Below are 17862 nucleotides of genomic sequence, written 5' to 3'. Positions count from 1 at the left end.
ACCCCAATCCCTCGACTGGAACCAAACCCCCAGACCCTGCCAACAAAACAGGGCACGCCAACGGAAACCCGGCCACCACCCACCAGACCATCCATCAGGCGAGGGTCTGCAAAATGATCATCACAGCTACACCGGGTAGAACGACGCCCTCACCCGGCCACCACAGCCAACCACCTGCGTTTCGAGCCTCGCCTCGGCTGGCCACCCCACCGATCCAGCCACGCGCATCCAGAACCCATCCATCCGAAGGCAAGCCCGAAGGGCGCGGCAGCAATATCACGCGGTATGCGTCAGGCGGCCTGCGCCGCACGCTGCACGGCGGTCACCGCCGCGGCGACTCCCCCGCTCCACGGAGTCCCATGGCCTGGAAGCACCCACTTCGCCCCCGTCGGGAGCAACGCTTCGAGCGAGGCGAGAGCCTCGGCGGGCTCATCCGTGAAGGGCGCAGGCTGCGGGCCGGTGCGTCCGGTGAGCACGCTGCGCGTGGTGAGAGCGTCACCCACGAAGACAGCGTCGACCGCCGGAATGCTGACCGCGACACTTCCCGGCGAGTGTCCGGGCATGCCGATGATCAGCGGAGAACCCGGCAGGTCGAGTGTCTGCCCGGAGACGATCTCCTCAACCTCCACCAGATGCGTCGTGCGGAGGCCGCCCTTGCGGATCATGTGCCCGAAGAATCCCAGCGTGGCACCCAGCCGCATCTTCTGGGAGGCGTTCTTGGGCTTCGGCCCACCCTTGGCACGGGCGGCATCCGCCTCGTGCACGAAGACGGGCACACCGTGGTCACGCCGCAGGCGTTCGGCGAAACCGATGTGGTCCGAGTCGCCGTGGGTGAGGATGACCCCCTTCACGTCAGCGAGAGGGCGGCCCATCGCGCGAAGCTCGGCGAGGAAGTCCCTCCACTGGCCGGGAATGCCGGCGTCAATGACCGTGATCCCCTCGGGTGTGCCGACAAGGTACAACGCGACGAGATCGTCGCCGACGCGGTGGAGGGAGAACTGGGGCGAGGAGGAGAGGATCATGATGGCTACGATACATAGCCATCATGGCTACTGTCAATAGTTATACTGTCGACATGCCCACGCCTGACAGAACTTCACTCGACGCCATCGTGGTCGCCGCCCGCGACCTGCTCGAACGAGACGGGCTGCCCGGCCTCACGATGCAGGCCGTGGCCGAGCGGGTGGGGGTTCGGGCGCCATCGCTCTACAAGCGGGTACGCAACCGCGACGATCTCGTCCGGCTGGTGGCCGAGTCGACGCTGACAGAACTGGCCGCCGAGCTTGACGCTGCGCCGGATGCCCGGCACTTGCTGGCCACGTTCCGCACTTTCGGGCTCGCCCGCCCGGCGGCCTTCCGCCTGGTCATGACGCCGGGCGACGCCACTGCGGCAGCCGCCGTGAGCAAGGCTCTCGCCGCGACGGTGAGCGCGGGCATCCTGCGGGCCGCGCACGAACTCGCCGGGGAAGAGAATTCCCTGGTGGCGGCACGCACGCTCACCGCCTGGGCTGCAGGCTTCGTCAGCATGGAACTGAACGGCGGCTTCAATCTGGGCGGTGACCCTGCAGAGGCGTGGGAGTTCGGACTCGACCGGATCATCGCGGCGATCAGCATCGAACCCGACGGACAGCCGGCAGACAGGCCGCCACACCTGTAGTTTCGGGCTCAGCCTCCCGACGACTCCCGCACGACCAGCTCCGGCTGGAAGACCACTTGCCGGGGCGCGAAACCCATGGCGCCCTCGGTCTCATCGATCAGCAGGCCGACCGCCGTGCGACCGATGGCCTCACTGGGCTGGCGCACGGAGGTCAACGGAACCACCGCCGCTGAGGCGAACGCGATGTCGTCGTAGCCGATCAGCGCGACGTCGTTCGGCACGTGCGACGTGCCCGACATGTTCATGGCTTGCAGCACGCCCACCGCGAGCAGATCGTTCGCGGCGAAGATGGCGTGCGGCCACGCGCCGGCCGGCCGGGCTCGGATGGCGAGGCCGGCTGCGCGCCCCTCCGTCACGGAGAGCGCCGACGTGGCGATCACCTCGAGCTTGGCATCCGGATGCGCGGACACGGCTCGCCTCGCACCGAGCAGCCGGTCGCTCACCTGCCTGATGCCGACGGGGCCGCCGATGAATGCGATGCGCCGGAATCCTTTGGCCAGGAGGTGCGTCACCGCCGCGAGGCCGCCCGCCACGTCGTCGACAGAGACGGAGGAGAAGCTGGCGTCGTCGAGCTGGCGGTCGACGATTACCGCGGGGATGCCCCGTGAGCGGAGTGCCGCCAGGCGGGTGCTGTCGCTCGTGAGCGGCGAGATCAGCACCCCGCGAGTGCGCTGGGATTCGAAGAGATCGAGGTAGGTCGCCTCGCGTTCGAGGTTCTCCGAACTGTTCGCCAGGAGCATCGCGTAACCGTGCTCGGCGGCCTCGTCTTCGGCTCCCCTGGCCAGGTCGGTGAAGAAGGGATTCGCAGCATCGAGAACGATCAACCCGAACGAGGTGCTGTGTCCCACCCGGAGTCGGCGCGCGGCGTCGTTCCGCACGAATCCCAGCTCAGCGATCGCGGCGTGCACCCGTTCGACGGCCCCGGGTGACACCTTGCCCGGCCGGTTCAGCACGTTCGACACGGTTCCCACCGAGACGCCCGCATGGTGCGCCACGTCGCGGATGCTGACGGTTTCGGGTGTCCCCGACCGAGGTGGAGGCCGGTCAGTCATCGCACCAGTTCCGTCATCGCACCAGTATGGCACCGGGCATCCACCCACCCGGCCCCGCTCTGCCCTGCCCCGGCTATCCGGACACCGCGGCGCGGCGCGCCTTCTGCAGGAACTCCTCGACTACCGACGAGAACTCGTCCGGTTGTTCGATCTGCGGCATGTGGCCCGTGTGTCCGAACACATGTGGCTCTGCGGCCGGGAGCGCCTTGCGTGCCGCCGCGAGGTGACTGAACGGCAGGATGTGATCGTGGTCACCCCACAGCACGAGGGTGGGGATGTCGAGGTTCCGGATGCGAGTCAGCAGCTTCTCCCGCCACTCCGACCGGACTCCGCGGAACGTTCCGAGGTCACGCGCCACCTCGAGCATCGTGCGGGAATGACTTGCGCGCTGGGAGAGAACGTAGGAGTGCCGGATCCGGGCATCCGTCGCCAACTCCCGGTTGTAGAACACCGCCTGCACCGTCCGCTGGGAGTTTCTCGGGTCGGGCCGCATCAGCACCGCGCCGAGGGGGCGAATGGCGAGCAGGCGGAGCACAAGCGTGACATCGCTGCCGAATCCCGCACTGTCGGCCAGCACCAGCGCCGAGACCCGGGCGGGATGCGCGGCCGCGAATGTCATCGCGACGGCACCACCGAGGGAGTTGCCGATCACGGGCACCGCCCCGGTCACGCCGACCGCGTCGAGATAGGCGGGCAGGATGCTCGCCAGCCGTTCGAGCGTGGCAGTGCCCGGCACCCGGCCCGAGTAGGCGAAACCGGGCAGGTCCAGACTCAGCACGCGGTGCCGGGCCGAGAGACGGTCGTGCTGTTCCGTCCAGTCCTCAAGGCTCTGGCCGATTCCGTGCAGCAGGAGCACGGGATCGCCCGATCCGGTGTCCCGATGGCGGAGGCGCACTCCGTCGACGGTCAGGAAGGCGGTGCCCGGCAGATCGAGAGGCTGTTCGGCTCGGGAATCCGCGGCACCCTGGGCCCGCCCGAATCGCACGTCTTCACGGAGGCTACCCACTCGGAACAGACGGAAGTCACGCAGGTAGTTCTGGTGCAGTCGCCACGGCGACCGCTCCCCCTGCTTCGGCAGCGCGTCGACGCTCCGGAGCACATACCCGGCCTGCAGGTCGATGAGGGGAACGAGCTGGCCCCGGGCGACGTTGGCGGGAGCATCCGGTGTCACCGTCTGGTATCCGTGCCGCCTCATGTACTTCAGCAGCCTCACGACGTAGGAGGCCACGAGGTCGGCCTTGAGCGTCCAGGAGGCGTTGGTGTACCCGATGGTGAGCGAAAAGTTCGGCACACCCGCGAGCATCATCCCTTTGTAGCTGAGCGCCTTCGACACGTCGACAGCACGGTCGTCGACCGTGAGGGACATGCCGCCGATCACGAGCAGGTTGAGCCCGGTCGCCGTGACGATGATGTCGGCGTCGAGCGTCTGCCCCGAGGCGAGCCGGATGCCCGTGGGGGTGATCTCGCCGATCCTGTCGGTCACGATGTCGGCGTTGCCGCGGCTGATCGCTCGGTACAGGTCGCCGTCCGGAATGGCGCAGAGCCGCTGGTCCCAGGGTTCGTAGGTCGGGGCGAGATGGGTGTCGACGGCGAACCCGGCCGGCAGTTTTGCCACCGCTGACGAGCGGAGGAGCTGCTTCATCTTCTCCGGCCGGCGCCGGCTCAGCTGGTAGGTGAACATCGAGAAGCCGATGTTCTTCAGCCGCACGACGTTGTAGGCCAGCTGGGCCGGCAGTTTTCCTCGGAGGCGATCGGCGAGATGGTCACGGGAGGGCACCGGTGAGATGTAGGTCGGCGAGCGTTGCAGCATCGTCACGTGTTCGGCCGTCTTCGCCAGCGACGGCACCAGGGTGACGGCAGTGGCACCGCTGCCGACGACCACGACCCGCTTGCCGGCGTAGTCGAGGTCGGCAGGCCAGTGCTGTGGATGCACGATGCGGCCCTCGAACGAGTCGGCGCCCGCGATCGCCGGCGTGAACCCCTCGTCGTAGCGGTAGTAGCCGGAGCACACCGAGAGGAACGAGCAGGTGAAGGTGACAGTCTGGCCTTCGGCAGCAGCACTGTACTCGGCGGCCGTCGTGCGGAGGGCCGTGACCGTCCACAGGGCGGTGGCGCTCGAGAACGATGCGCTGATCACCCGATGGTTCAGCCGGATGGAGCTCTCGAGGCCCTCGTCGGCGATCGTGGCAGTGATGTAGTCGCGGATCGAGCTGCCGTCGGCGATCGCCTTGGCGTCGGTCCACGGGCGGAAGTCGTAGCCGAGGGTGTACATGTCCGAATCGGACCGGATGCCGGGGTAACGGAAGAGGTCCCAGGTGCCGCCGACGGCGCTCCGGGACTCCAGGATCGCGAAGCTCGTGGCGGGCAGCGCCCGCTTGAGGTGGCTCGCAGCGCCGATTCCACTCAGGCCCGCTCCGACGATCAGCACGTCGATGTGTTCTGTCATGGCTTCACTATAGGCACGCTCACTGACACCGTGTCGAATTCTTCGACACCCTGTTGATTCGGGTGCCGCGATCATTAGAGTGGGTTCATGCCCCAACGCTCTCGCAGAACAGCACGGCTGAGCGGCGATGAGCGGCAGGAGGCGATTCTCCTCACCGCTGAGACGCTGCTTGCGAGTCGCAGCCTCGACGAGATCTCGATCGAAGACCTCGCGTCGGGCGCTGGCATCTCCCGGCCGGGCTTCTACTTCTACTTCTCCTCGAAGGACGATGTGCTGCTCGCTCTGCTCGACCGCGTGATCGGCGAGGTGCAGCAGCGCGTCGTGACGCTGCCGCGCGACTTCGACGCCGACCCCGAGGCTGCGTGGCGACGGGTGATCGGCGTGTTCGTGGAGGTGTTCGCGGCCCACCGCGCCGTGTCAGCCGCCGCGATCGGGGCCCGCCTCCGCAACGCCGAGGTCGAGGCGCTCTGGTCGGGGGCGATGCAGACCTGGGTGGGCTACGCGACAGACGTCATCGTGGCAGAACGAGCGCGCGGCGCGGCTCCCGCAGGGACGGATGCCCGGGCCCTCGCCATCGCGCTCAATCTCCTGAACGAGCGGGTGCTCTTCGCCGCCTTCAACGGCGAGACTCCCGCCGTCGCACCCTCCCAGGCGCTCGACGTGCTGACGGGGATCTGGGTGCGGAGCATCTACAGCTGAACACACCCGAAACGCTGAACGACATGAAAGGCACCACCATGCAGAAGATCACCAACGTCACCGTGCTCGGCACCGGCGTCCTGGGTTCGCAGATCGCGTTTCAGGCCGCCTGGTTCGGGTTCGACGTCACGGCCTACGACCTCACCGACGAGCTCGTCAGCGCGGCCCGCACCCGGTTCGAGAAACTGGCGGGCATCTACACGGCCGACAACGTCGGTGGCGATGCAGACCACCCGGTCGAAGGACGGGCCGAAAAGGTACTGGCGGGCATCCGGGTGACCAGCGACCTGGCCGAGGCCGTCTCCGACGCCGATCTCGTGATCGAGGCCGTGCCGGAGAACCTCGAGGTGAAGCGGGAGACCTACACAAAACTCGCTGCGCTCGCCCCGCAGAAGACGATCTTCGCGACCAACTCCTCCACCCTGCTTCCGAGCGACCTGAAGGAGTTCACCGGTCGGCCCGACCGCTTCCTCGCACTGCACTACGCCAACAACGTCTGGCGGCAGAACACCGCCGAGGTGATGGGAACGGTCGACACCGATCCGGCCGTCTTCGCCGCCGTGGTGGAGTTCGCGTCGGGCAGCGGGCTGGTGCCGATCGAGCTCAAGAAGGAGAAGGCGGGCTATGTGCTGAACTCGCTTCTCGTGCCGCTGCTGAACGCGGCCGCCGGGCTGCTGGTGGGCGGCTTCGCCGAGGTCGAGACGATCGACAAGACCTGGCGGATCGCGACCGGCGCGCCGTTCGGCCCGTTCCAGATCTACGACGTGATCGGGCTCACCACCCCGTACAACATCGCGGTGGCGAACCCCGACCCGGGCTCGCAGGCCTTCGCGGCATTGCTCAAGGAGCAGTACATCGACAAGGGCAAGCTCGGGGTCGCCACGGGCGAGGGGTTCTACCGGTACTGAGGACAGCCGGTACTGAGTACAGCCGGTACTGAGGACAGCCGGAACTAAGTACAGCCGGTACTGAGTACAGCCGGCCCTGAGGGTTCTGCTGCTAGCGGGCCGGGCCGAGGAGGATCGCGAGCAGCGCCGCGGCACCGCCGACGATGAACAGCATCGTGCCGAGCTGCATGGTGAGCGTCTTGTTGCGGTCTGCCGTCGGAACGTCGACTTCGAGGATCGGGCAGCCCGACCATCCGATCAGCCCGACGCTCACCGCAACCAAGAAGGACGCGGCCCAGAACAGCACCGCGAGACCACCGGTGAGGAGCGCGGGGCGCCAGCCCGACGCCGCCAGAATGCTCACGACGAGCGCGACCGAACCGGCTGCTGCAACGAACCAGACCTTGCCGGTGTCCATGATCCGGGCGACGTTCTGCTCAGGGCTCATCAGCGGATGCACGGGCGGCGGGGTCTGCTCGGCAAGGCTGCGGGCAAATGAGGAGGCGAAATCAGGAGTCGTGTCGGTCACGGATCGTCCTTTCAGGAGTGCGGATCTGCCTGAGGCAGACGGTACCACCGGCGGTACCGAATCTGTAACCTCCCTGCAGGTCCGCTGATTCCCGTTGACAGGAAAAAGATTCACACCAGGCAATGTTCCTGACGTGCACACTTCCCCCGGACGGCTACCCTACGTTCACGACATAGTGCGTGTTCCTGCTGATCGGCATCGGCCAGCCGTGCGGGGACGACACGATGTACGGCTTCAGGGGGGTACCGTCTGGCAGCGTCACCACCACGTCGCTCAGCTTCTGCTGATTCGTCCTGCCGTTCACCAGGGCCGGGATGGCGAGCGTCAGGCAACCCCTGTTGTTCGGATACCCGCCGGTGATCGACGCGGGGTCGATGGTGATCCTGATCTGCGCCGAGGACAACCAGCTGCCGAACCACATGTGCGACGCCGTCCATTCCGTCCAGTCGATGGCGATCGTCGGCAGGTAGTGCTTGATCGTGCCGAGCACATGTTCGTGGTTGATACCCGTGAACCGGTATCCCTTCTCCATCTTCGTGTTCGCATTGTGTTCGATGCGGATGCGACGGGTGGTCGGAGATGATGTGGCATTCGCGACGGACGGGGTGTTCCCGGCGGTCGAGAACGTCAGCGACGACACGAGGGAATGGTGCAGATAGGAATCTTCGATGACGGGGCGCGTGGAATTGTTGAACCCCATCGGCGAACCGCCCACCCGCGTGCCGTCGGGAGTGCGGCCGTCGACCTCCACGTTCTTGATGTACGTGTCGGTGTCCCGGTAGCCCATGATCGCGAAGGTCTCGCCGGGCGGCGAGTTGGCGTCGCCCCAGGATGCCGCGATGAAGGTCGAGTTCGCGATGATGTTCCGCCGGCCCCAGTAGACGGTCAGGCCGTGGTAGTTGTGCCCTGCCTTGCCGGGGTTGGCGGCGGAGGGGGGCTGCGCGGTTCCGGTGAGCAGCAGGCCGTCGACGACGACCTGCTGTCCCGACGAGGAGTTGTTCGGCCCGAGCCGCATCAGCGAGAAGGGGTTCGTCACTCCCCCGCTGACCTGCACCGGAACGGCGGAGGCCTTGGTGGAGGAGTTCGGAGCGATCGTGTATGCGACGTTCTTCAACGACGTGACGGTCGGTTGGTACCAGCAGTAGTTCGACTGGGCGAAGTCGCGGCCGGTGACGACCCTGAGGCCTGAGCGGGCCGCGGCCTTGACCCCGTAGGAGGGGACGGCGGCTGCTGCGACTGCGGCTGCCGGGGCAGTGGCGGATGCCGCAATGGTGGATGCCGTGGTGGCGGATGCCGTGGTGGCGGATGCCGTGGCAGTGGTAGATGCCACGGCCGCGGGAGCCAACGCAGTGACGGCCACTGCGGGTACGGCGAGACCTATCATAGAGAGGAGCGCCCGGCGCGTGAGGTGCGTGCTGGTGTTGGACGGTGCGAGTCTGTTGGTGCCTGATTCGTTGCTCATGGGACTACCCCCCGAATAGGTGACAATGGGCTCACAGCATAGGGTCAGAATCCCTCGACGTGTTAATCCGTCACCCGAACGGGCGATCACCAGTGTCCCGGAGCGACTACCGTTTGACTATGACCACCGACACGAACGCCGACATCGAGGCAGCGCCCGCCACCTCTGCCGCCCCCGCCGCTCCCTCCGAGACCGCCATCACCTTCTCCGACCTCGGGCTCAGCGACGCGGTGCTGAAGGCCGTGCGTGAGATCGGCTACGAGACTCCCTCCGCGATCCAGGCCGCGACCATCCCGCCTCTGCTCGACGGTCGCGACGTGGTGGGCCTCGCCCAGACCGGAACCGGAAAGACGGCCGCCTTCGCGCTGCCCATCCTGAGCCGGCTCGACGTGTCGCAGAAGAAGCCCCAGGCCCTCGTGCTCTCCCCCACCCGCGAACTCGCCCTGCAGGTCTGTGAGGCATTCGAGCAGTACGCCTCGCAGATGAGAGGTGTGCACGTACTCCCCGTCTACGGCGGGCAGGCATACGGCGTGCAGCTCTCCGCGCTCCGCCGAGGCGTGCACGTGATCGTCGGCACGCCCGGCCGCATCATGGACCACCTCGCCAAGGGCACCCTCGACCTCTCCGAGCTGAAGTACCTGGTGCTCGACGAGGCCGACGAGATGCTGAAGATGGGCTTCGCCGAAGACGTCGAGACGATCCTCGCTGACACCCCCGACGACAAGCAGGTCGCCCTCTTCTCTGCCACGATGCCGCCGGCCATCCGCCGCATCGCCAAGCAGTACCTGAACGACGCCGAAGAGATCACGGTCAAGAACAAGACCACCACCTCGGCGAACACCACGCAGCGCTACCTGATGGTGTCGTACCCGCAGAAGGTGGATGCCCTCACGCGCATCCTCGAAGTCGAGAACTTCGAGGGCATGATCGTATTCGTCCGCACCAAGAGCGAGACGGAGACCCTCGCCGAGAAGCTGCGGGCCCGCGGATACTCGGCTGCCGCCATCTCGGGCGACGTCGTGCAGGCGCAGCGCGAGCGCACGGTGAACCAGCTGAAGTCGGGCAAGCTCGACATCCTGGTGGCGACGGATGTCGCGGCCAGGGGCCTTGACGTCGACCGGATCAGCCACGTCGTGAACTACGACATCCCCATCGACACCGAGTCGTACGTGCATCGCATCGGCCGCACCGGTCGCGCGGGCCGGAGCGGCGCGGCGATCAGCTTCGTCACCCCTCGGGAGCGCCGCCTGCTCGGAGCGATCGAGAAGGCGACCCGCCAGCCGCTCACCGAGATGAAGCTGCCGACCGCCGACGACGTGAACGTCACCCGTCTCGCCCGCTTCGACGACGCGATCACCGCGGCGCTCGAGCAGCAGGAGCGCATCGCCGCCTTCCGCGACATCGTGGGTCACTACGTGGCTCACCACGACGTTCTCGAAGCCGATGTGGCCGCGGCCCTCGCCGTCGTCGCGCAGGGCGACACGCCGCTGCTGCTCGAGGAGGACACCCGCGGGGCGCGTTTCTCACGCGACGACCGGCCGGGGCGCGACGAGCGGAGCGGCTACGGCAACGGTTCGGGCTCGGGCTCGGGTGCGGGCCGCCCCGAGCGCGAGGGCCGCATCACGCACGACGGCCGCGGCGGTTCGGATGATCGAGGCGACCGCCCCGAGCGCCGCCCCCGCAGCACCAAGCCGATGAAGGCCTACCGCATCGAGGTGGGCAAGCGCCACAAGGTCGAGCCCCGCCAGATCGTCGGCGCGCTCGCCAACGAGGGCGGCCTCAGCCGTGACGACTTCGGACACATCGACATCCGTCCGGACTTCTCGCTCGTCGAGCTGCCGGTCGACATGGCCTCAGACGTGCTCGACAGGCTCCGCGACACACGCATTAGCGGCAAGCTGATCGAGATCGCGCCCGACAAGCGCGGTGGCGCTGTGCGCTCGGAGGGCTTCCGTCGCGACGCGCCGCCCCGCGGTGACTCCCGGCCGAGCTACGGCGACCGCGCCGATCGCTCAGAGCGCCCGGAACGCCCCGAGCGGAAGCCCCGCCACAAGTAGCGGAGCGAGCGTCCCGATCACCGAACGGGCGGCCCCAGACGGATCCGTGCCGAAGAGCGCGTCGGATCCCGTCGGGGCCGCCCGTTGCGTTGACGCCTCACTCGTCGGCGCTCGGGCGCAGCCGGATGAGGCGCTGGGGGCCCTCTTCGCTGAGTTCGGCCACGTCGTCGCGTGACGCGAGGAAGTCGGTGAAGGAGCGGTAGCCGAGGGGCTTCTCGTTGAACGACGGATCCATCCGGCGCATCTGGTTCTTCACCGTGCCCGTGTTCAGCCACTCCTCGGCGTCGCCCTTGGCGTGGCCGATCTGCAACGCGCGCAGCAGCAGATCCGTGGCGAAGGTCTGCGGATCCACGTCGTCGGCCTGGTCGGCCTCGTCGAACGCACTGTCGCCGACGTGCGAGAACATCGGGATCGTCGAGACCCGGCGCGGGGCGCCCGCGGTGGCGGCGGGCTCGGACTCTGCCGCGGCGACCTCTGCCGCGGCATCCGGAGCCCCCGACCGACGACGGCGCGATGACCGCGACCCGCCGGATGACGTGCCACCGGACTGCTCATCGGACGACGGCACGACCGTGACCTTCTCGATGCCCGGGAGGGAGTCGTAGTCCTCGAACTCGTCGCAGGCCGCGGCCAGGGACGTGCTCGTCGACCCAGCGACGCCGATACCGACGACGAACCGGCCGAGGCGCTTCGACTTCTGGGCGAGGGCGATGTAGTCGGAGTCGCCAGCGACGATGATCACGTGCGTCAGGTCGGGCAGCCGGAAGAGGTCTTCGACCACGTCGACGGCGAGCCGGATGTCGGCACCGTTCTTGGTGCCGCGGGTGGTCGTGGTGAACAGCTGCGTCAGGTCGACGGCCCGCGACATCAGCTGGCGCTGGTAGCTGGCGTTCACCGGCACCGACCAGTCGGCGTAGGCCCGGTTCACAACCATGGTGCCGAACGAGGCGGCGAAGTCGATGATGGCGTCGAAGTCGACGGTCGCCGCGGCGAGGCGGGCGGCGACATCCGGATCGGCACCCTGCTTCGAACGGTCGAAATCGCGGATCCCATCGCGCTGGAAGGCCTGCCGCCCGTGCAACTGCTGGTAGCGCGAGATGACGATGTTGTCGAAGTCGATGTACAGGCCGACACGTGAATCACTCGGTTCGGTCATGGTGAGCTCCTCAGCCGCGGTCACGCGGCCCGGATCGGCCGCCCCTCCAGTCTGGCCTACTTGCCTGCGCCCTGCCCGCGCCGCTCTGCGCGCGCCCTCCCCCTCCCCTCCTCCCCCTCCCCCTCCCCTCCCCTTTCCTCTTCCTCCCGCGCCCCTTGCGACTGCGAGAGGACGCGATCTGCGATCCGGGTGCCCCACGACCTGCAGATTGCGTCCTCTCGGTTGAAGCATGGCCTGTGGATAAGTTGGGCAGGCGAGGGGTGACCTACGGCAGAGTGTGGTCATGAGAAGAACGGACCCTTCACCCGAGCGGCAGGACGAGCATCCGTTCACCGTCGCCTCGGCCCTGGCCGCGGGCGTCAGCACGGCACGGCTGCGGAGGCGAGACCTCGAAGCGCCCTTCCGCGGTGTGCGGAGGCCGGGCGCCGCACCGACGACTGCGCCGCGGAACCCTGCGAGCGAGCGCCCGCCACCGTCAGACCGCGCAGCCGACCGCGATCGGAGGGAACAGGCCAGGCAGCGAAAGCTGCTGAGCGACGCGCGTTCGTTCGGAGTGCTGCTCCGCTCCGGCGAAGTGTTCTGCGGGGTGACGGCCGCGCTGCTCTGGAATGCGCCGCTGCCGGAGGCGTTTCGGTGCGAAGACCTCCACGTGGGCGTTCGTCGCCCCGCGAGGAGCCGCCGAACATCCGGAACGGTCGGGCACACTCTGGCTCAGAACGCCGACATCTCGCAACGCCGTTTCGGCCTGCCGGTGACGGATGCTGCGTCGACGTGGCTCTCGCTCGCCGTGCTTCTGCCGCTGAACGAACTCGTCGCGGTCGGAGACTACTTCGTTCACAGACCGGTCTTTCCCGAGCGATACGGGACTCCGCGCCCGTTCGTCACTCTGGACGAACTCTCCGCACGGGTTCAGAGCTACCGCGGTCGCGGTTCTGTGCGGGCCCGAACGGCCGCCGTGTTGCTCGTGACGAGAGCCGAATCGCGACCCGAGTCGCTTCTGAGATTTTTGCTGGGCGAGGCGGGCCTGCCCGTGCCCGAGGTCAATGGCCCAGTCGATGACGCAGACGGGAGGATCGGCCGTTTCGACCTCGTCTACCGGGACCGGGAGGTCATCGTGGAGTACGACGGCGATCAGCACCGCACGAACGACGCGCAGTACGAACTCGACATGTCGCGCGTGGAACGAGCGACCCTCGCAGGTTGGCAGGTCATTCGCGTGCGGAAACGCGGCCTCTTCCGGGACTCTGCGGAGACCACACGCCGTGTCTCCGAGGCCCTCCGCCGCGCGCACCCGCGCCCACGGCGGAGCCTCGAGAGGACGCAAGATGCAACTTCGACGGCGCGGTAGTTGCAGAACACGTCCTCTCGAGGGTGGGGGGGGTAGGGAGGGAGGGAGGGAGGGGTCAGAAGTCGCGGAGGTTGGCGCGGAGGCCGCCGCCGCCGAAGGAGGTGCGGAGGATGCCGCGGCTGCGGAGCTCGGGCACCGTTTCATCGAGCATCCTATGCAGGGTGACGGGGTGCAGGTCGCCGTTGATGATGAAGCCGTCGTTGTCCGCAGACTCCCCGAGGTGTTCGACGAAGTCCGCGAACTGCACGGCGGTGCCGACGAAGCCCAAGCCGTCGGCAAGGCGGCCCTTGCGGGCCTTGCGGGTCGCGATCTGCCGCACGGTGTCCGCCTCGAGCGATCCGCCGCGGCCGACGAGGTTGTTGATCGTGCCCTCCGACACGTGCTGCCCGAACACGCCGGCGGGCAGGGGCCGGTCGAGGTCGAGCCCGGTGAGGTCGGTCTCGAGGTCGCTCGACTGCGCCGCGAGGACCGCGAGCAGAACGTCGTCGGTCGGATGCTCGGAGGCACGCACCACCCGATCCACCTCCTCCTGGCTGCCCAGTATCTCGGGCTTGATCACGAACAGCACCGCGATGTCGGAGGGTTCGCGGCCCTGAGCGATCGCCGCAGAGTGGATGCGCGCCCGGTACTCCCGCACGCTCGCGGCGTCGAGCGGCGCCAGCGCCAGCTGCACGTCGGACTGGTGCCCAGCGAACGCGAGCCCGCGACCGGATCCACCCGGCGACACAATCACCGGGTCGCCCGCGCCCTCGTCGAACGGCAGCGCGTTCAGCGGCCCGTCGAGCGAGAAGTACTCGCCGCGATGCTCGAAAGCGTCGAGCCGGGAGGCGTCGGCGAAGCGGCCCGACGCGACATTCCCCACATACGCTCCGTCACCCCAGCTGTGCCACAGCCGCCGTACGACCTCCAGCCACTCCTCGGCGCGGTCGTACGCGGCGTCGTGCGAGAGCTCGGGCAGGCCGAAGTGCCTGGCGCTCTTCACATCCGTGACCACGTTCACCCCGAACCGGTTGCCACTGAGGTGCTGCAGCGTCGCGAATTGACGGGCCGCGAGGTAGGGCGGATACGCTCCGGCGTTGACGGTCGGGGCGACGCCGAGGTGCGTGGTCGCGCCGAACAGGTAGGGCGCGAGCAACAGCGGATCGTGTTTCGGCCCGCCGTACGCCGAGTCGACGCGGAGCGGGAGAGTCGAGGGCGAGCCGAGCGAAAGGGCATCCTCGACGATCAGCAGGTCGAACCCGGCCTGCTCGAGTTCACGCGCCGACTGCTGGTAGATGTCGGGGCGCTGCCAGGCGTAGTTCCAGCGGTAGTCGGGCCGCCCCCAGCCCTGCGGGCCGAAGCCCCGGCCGAAGAACCATCCGAAGTGCTGGAGCTGTGACATGCCTCCAGTCTGGGCGAAACGGCCCGGGCGAACCCGCAATGTTGCGTCATGTGAAGGGCGGACGCGGGCCGGGCGCGCGAACCCGTAGCGTGGCGGCATCGAGAACAAGCACGGCCAGACGAGCACAGGCAGGACAGATGACAACCACCCAGCAGGCGTACGGCGAGGACAACTTCGGCTTCAGCACCGAGCAGGTTCACGCCGGTGAGGTCATCGACGCCGAATTCGGCGCACGCATCACCCCGATCTACCTCACCGCGGGCTTTGTCTTCGACTCGTTCGACCACGCCGAGGCGCGCTTCGCGGGGCAGGATGGCGGGCTCGTCTACACGCGCTACGCAAACCCGACGCACACCGCCGTCGAGGCGAAGCTGACCGCGATGGAGCGCGGGGTCGACTCCCTCCTGGTGGCCAGCGGCCAGGCCGCGATCACCGTCGCCCTGCTCGGTATCCTGCGTTCGGGCGACCACTTCCTCAGCACGCCGAGCCTCTACGAGGGCTCGAAGACGCTCTTCCGCGAGAACTTCGAGCGCCTCGGCATCGAGGTCGAGTTCGTGGATGATCCGCACGACCTCACCGAGTGGAAGCGCCGCGTGCGACCGAACACGCGGGCGATCTACGGCGAGACGATCCCGAACCCGAAGAACGACCTCATCGACATCGACCTCATCGCCGGCTTCGCGCGCGAGGAGGGCCTGCCGTTCGTGATCGACAGCACGGCATCCACTCCCTATCTGATCCGGCCGATCGAGCACGGCGCGAACATCGTTGTGCACTCGGCGAGCAAGTTCCTGAGCGGGCACGGCGCGTCGCTGGCGGGGGTCGTCGTCGACGGCGGGAACTTCGACTGGGCTGCGTACCCGGAGAAGTTCCCGCAGTTCAACACCGCGATCGGCGGGCCCGACAGGCCGGGCACCCCCACCCTCGTGCAGAAGTTCGGCCGGAAGGCCTACCTCGAATACACCCGATCGGTCATCGCCGGCCGCCTCGGCCCGGTGCTGTCGCCGATCAACGCGTTCCTGCTGCAGCAGGGGCTCGAGACACTCTCGCTGCGCGTCGAACGGCACTGCCACAACGCTCTCGCTGTCGCGACCTGGCTCGAGCAGCAGCCCGAGGTGGTCTCGGTCGACTACCCGGGCCTCGCCTCGAACCCGTCGCACGCGATCGCCCTCAAGCACTACCCGAGGGGCACCGGCTCGGTCTTCGGCTTCACACTCGCCGGGGGGAAGGATGCCGCACGTACGGTGATCGATGCGGTCGAGTTGTTCAGCCGGATGTCGCACATGGGCGATGTGCGGTCGCTCATCCTGCACCCCGCGTCGACATCCCACGCGCACCTCAAGGATGACCAGCGGAGCGCCCTCGGCATCGGCCAGGGCCTCGTGCGGCTCTCGGTCGGGATCGAGGACGACCTTGACCTGCTGGCCGACCTCGAGCACGCCTTTGCGGCGCTTCGCGCCCTGCAGCCGTCGGCGACTCAGGAACTCGCCCCAGTGTGATCAGACCGGCGCGGCAGCTGCCGCCTCCCGGACCGAACCACGCACCGTGCCCGTCGCCGTCTCAGGTCAGGGCAGACCCCGTGCCTCGGCGACAGCGCGGATGATCGCGCCGGTCGAGGCCACCGCCTCGACACAGCCCCGCCGCCCGCAGGTGCAGACGGCTTCTGCAGGCGCCCGGGGCAGGTGTCCGATCTCCCCCCGGCCACGCTAAAAGCGTCCTCGACAACCGTGCCATTGATGTGCAGTCCGCAGCCGATCCCGCTGCCGATGGTCATGATGGCGAACGAGCGCGTTCCGACTCCCACTCCGAACCAGGCCTCGGCGATGGTCACAGGGCGAGCTTTGCTGCACTGCAGAACAGGGATGCGTTGACGGCCGAGACCGCGATGCGGCAGCACCTCGAATCCTCGAACGCCCGCATGGCGCCGCACGGCTGAACGCCTGTCAGACCGCGTCTTCGTCGCGGGACGCCGGTCGGTCATCCGGAGCCCGATCGGCTGCCGCCTCGATGACGTAGACGTCGGGCGGAGCGGGCGCGAGAGCGACCGGCGACTCGGCCCGCTTCGCCGTGACCGGCGTACGAGGCGTCGACCCGGCCGGCGAAGCCGCGCTTCCGGCGATCCCCCAGCGGGTGAGCGGCAGGAAGCCGTCGATCTCCTCGTCTTCGAGTTCCTCGTCGGTGAAGGGCTTCTTTGCCCGTTTGCGGAGGCGTTCGGCCGCGCGCGCCCGCTCCTCCGGGTCGTCGGAGTTCAGCCGACGGAATTCCGAGCGCATGCCGAGGCCGAGGGCGACGAAGCCGAGGAGCCCGAAGAACAGCCACTGGATCGCGTAGGAGTAGTGGGTGCCGACATCCTCGACCGGCATGGTGGTCTGAATCGGCGCGAGCCCCGCGCCCGCCGCGGGCGACTGGCTCGTGAGCACGCCGTAGGCGCCGGTGTAGAAGGCGCCGGTGTGGAAGGAGCCGGCGAGGTCGCCGCCGACCAGCGGCGCAATCCGGGCCAGGGTGACCGATGAGATCTGGGTGACCGACGAGATCTGGTTCCCCGCCGAGGCCCCGGTACCCTGGGGGGCCTCGCTCGGCCTCAGCTGCACCTCGACCTCGACGCTTCCCGCGACAGGCGGAGGGATCGCGCCGGGCGACAGCGCGTCATCCGGAGCCGGAGCGACCCAGCCGCGGTCGACCAGGAAGACGGAGCCGTTGCCGAGCTGCAGCGGCGTGAGAACCTCGAAACCGTTCTCGCCGCCGTTGGAGCGGTTCCGCACCACCAGTTCGTGACCGGCCCGGTAGACACCGGTCACGCTGACACGCTGCCAGGCCTGGCCTGCACCCCAGGATCCGGATTCGGGCAGCGCCTGCTCGATCGGAACGGGAGCCGCGGCGAAGTTGGTCGTGACGATGCTGTTGTCGGCGGTGGCCTGCTGGCCGCGGTCGAACTGCCAGTTGGCGAGGAATCCGCAGGCGATCGCGAAGACGAACGCCGAGGCGATCAGGGCGAACCAGCGCCTCGTGCGGAGGAACTGCCTGCCGGTCATCCCCTCGGTCACGGTGTCGTACACAGCGACCGGCCCGGCACGCCGCGTGGTCGGCCGCGCGAGCTCAGCGGACCGCCGCGGTTCGACCTCGGCTCGGGATGGTGTGTTCATCGTCGCTACAGTTTACGGCCCGGAGAAGCCCGATCCGGGGGCAGG

15 protein-coding genes are annotated in these 17862 nt (G+C 68.2%); 6 read left to right on the top strand and 9 right to left on the bottom strand.

What is annotated here, in order from left to right:
* Positions 1-290: 290 nt before the first annotated feature.
* A complete protein-coding gene (locus B7R22_RS07765; RefSeq protein ID WP_116411207.1) occupies positions 291-1022 on the bottom strand; it encodes an MBL fold metallo-hydrolase in 732 nt (243 codons plus the stop codon).
* A gap of 53 nt (positions 1023-1075) precedes the next feature.
* Between B7R22_RS07765 and B7R22_RS07760 the strand changes: the two genes are divergently transcribed.
* Entirely contained in the window at positions 1076-1657 is a 582-nt protein-coding gene (locus B7R22_RS07760; RefSeq protein WP_116411206.1) for a TetR/AcrR family transcriptional regulator, read from the top strand.
* A gap of 8 nt (positions 1658-1665) precedes the next feature.
* Here the strand turns inward: B7R22_RS07760 and B7R22_RS07755 are convergent, their stop codons facing one another.
* Both B7R22_RS07755 and B7R22_RS19750 read right to left on the bottom strand, forming a co-directional pair.
* Positions 1666-2709 carry a LacI family DNA-binding transcriptional regulator gene (locus B7R22_RS07755; protein WP_116411205.1) on the bottom strand — a complete coding sequence of 348 codons (1044 nt, stop codon included), beginning with the start codon at positions 2707-2709 and terminating at the stop codon, positions 1666-1668.
* Between the two features lie 73 nt (positions 2710-2782).
* On the bottom strand, positions 2783-5155 hold the full coding sequence (locus B7R22_RS19750; RefSeq protein WP_253258950.1) for an alpha/beta fold hydrolase: 2373 nt from the start codon (positions 5153-5155) through the stop codon (positions 2783-2785).
* An 87-nt stretch (positions 5156-5242) separates the two neighbouring features.
* On the opposite strand from B7R22_RS19750, the gene B7R22_RS07745 reads away from it, so the two are divergent.
* Both B7R22_RS07745 and B7R22_RS07740 read left to right on the top strand, forming a co-directional pair.
* Positions 5243-5854: a TetR/AcrR family transcriptional regulator gene (locus tag B7R22_RS07745; RefSeq protein WP_116411204.1), complete on the top strand. Its 612-nt coding sequence runs from the start codon at positions 5243-5245 to the stop codon at positions 5852-5854.
* A 23-nt stretch (positions 5855-5877) separates the two neighbouring features.
* Positions 5878-6762, top strand: coding sequence for a 3-hydroxyacyl-CoA dehydrogenase (locus B7R22_RS07740; protein ID WP_253258949.1), 885 nt, complete (start codon positions 5878-5880; stop codon positions 6760-6762).
* 91 nt (positions 6763-6853) lie between these two features.
* Here B7R22_RS07740 and B7R22_RS07735 read toward each other — a convergent pair whose 3' ends face one another.
* Together B7R22_RS07735 and B7R22_RS07730 are read right to left on the bottom strand one after the other, a co-directional pair.
* On the bottom strand, positions 6854-7270 hold the full coding sequence (locus B7R22_RS07735) for a hypothetical protein (protein WP_116411203.1): 417 nt from the start codon (positions 7268-7270) through the stop codon (positions 6854-6856).
* A 154-nt stretch (positions 7271-7424) separates the two neighbouring features.
* Positions 7425-8732: a hypothetical protein gene (locus B7R22_RS07730; RefSeq protein ID WP_116411202.1), complete on the bottom strand. Its 1308-nt coding sequence runs from the start codon at positions 8730-8732 to the stop codon at positions 7425-7427.
* A 119-nt stretch (positions 8733-8851) separates the two neighbouring features.
* Between B7R22_RS07730 and B7R22_RS07725 the strand changes: the two genes are divergently transcribed.
* The gene (locus tag B7R22_RS07725; protein WP_116411201.1) at positions 8852-10789 is read left to right on the top strand and encodes a DEAD/DEAH box helicase; all 1938 of its coding nucleotides are present in this window, start codon (positions 8852-8854) and stop codon (positions 10787-10789) included.
* A gap of 97 nt (positions 10790-10886) precedes the next feature.
* Here B7R22_RS07725 and B7R22_RS07720 read toward each other — a convergent pair whose 3' ends face one another.
* On the bottom strand, positions 10887-11945 hold the full coding sequence (locus B7R22_RS07720; RefSeq protein ID WP_116411209.1) for an NYN domain-containing protein: 1059 nt from the start codon (positions 11943-11945) through the stop codon (positions 10887-10889).
* A gap of 283 nt (positions 11946-12228) precedes the next feature.
* Here B7R22_RS07720 and B7R22_RS07715 point away from each other — a divergent pair, with 283 nt between their 5' ends.
* Positions 12229-13293, top strand: a complete 1065-nt coding sequence (locus B7R22_RS07715) for a DUF559 domain-containing protein (protein ID WP_116411200.1) — start codon at positions 12229-12231, stop codon at positions 13291-13293.
* 55 nt (positions 13294-13348) lie between these two features.
* Here B7R22_RS07715 and B7R22_RS07710 read toward each other — a convergent pair whose 3' ends face one another.
* Positions 13349-14674 carry an LLM class flavin-dependent oxidoreductase gene (locus B7R22_RS07710; RefSeq protein ID WP_116411199.1) on the bottom strand — a complete coding sequence of 442 codons (1326 nt, stop codon included), beginning with the start codon at positions 14672-14674 and terminating at the stop codon, positions 13349-13351.
* 137 nt (positions 14675-14811) lie between these two features.
* Between B7R22_RS07710 and B7R22_RS07705 the strand changes: the two genes are divergently transcribed.
* Positions 14812-16173, top strand: coding sequence for an O-acetylhomoserine aminocarboxypropyltransferase/cysteine synthase family protein (locus B7R22_RS07705; RefSeq protein WP_116411198.1), 1362 nt, complete (start codon positions 14812-14814; stop codon positions 16171-16173).
* 66 nt (positions 16174-16239) lie between these two features.
* Here the strand turns inward: B7R22_RS07705 and B7R22_RS19745 are convergent, their stop codons facing one another.
* Together B7R22_RS19745 and B7R22_RS07695 are read right to left on the bottom strand one after the other, a co-directional pair.
* On the bottom strand, positions 16240-16356 hold the full coding sequence (locus tag B7R22_RS19745) for an ROK family protein (protein ID WP_253258951.1): 117 nt from the start codon (positions 16354-16356) through the stop codon (positions 16240-16242).
* A 261-nt stretch (positions 16357-16617) separates the two neighbouring features.
* The gene (locus tag B7R22_RS07695; RefSeq protein ID WP_116411197.1) at positions 16618-17817 is read right to left on the bottom strand and encodes an SURF1 family cytochrome oxidase biogenesis protein; all 1200 of its coding nucleotides are present in this window, start codon (positions 17815-17817) and stop codon (positions 16618-16620) included.
* Positions 17818-17862 lie beyond the last annotated feature (45 nt).

Origin of the sequence: Subtercola boreus (genome assembly GCF_003399635.1) — a bacterium.
GTDB lineage: Bacteria > Actinomycetota > Actinomycetes > Actinomycetales > Microbacteriaceae > Subtercola > Subtercola boreus_B.
Note: the sequence above shows the minus strand (reverse complement) of the source record. Positions and strands in the feature narration are given on the sequence as shown.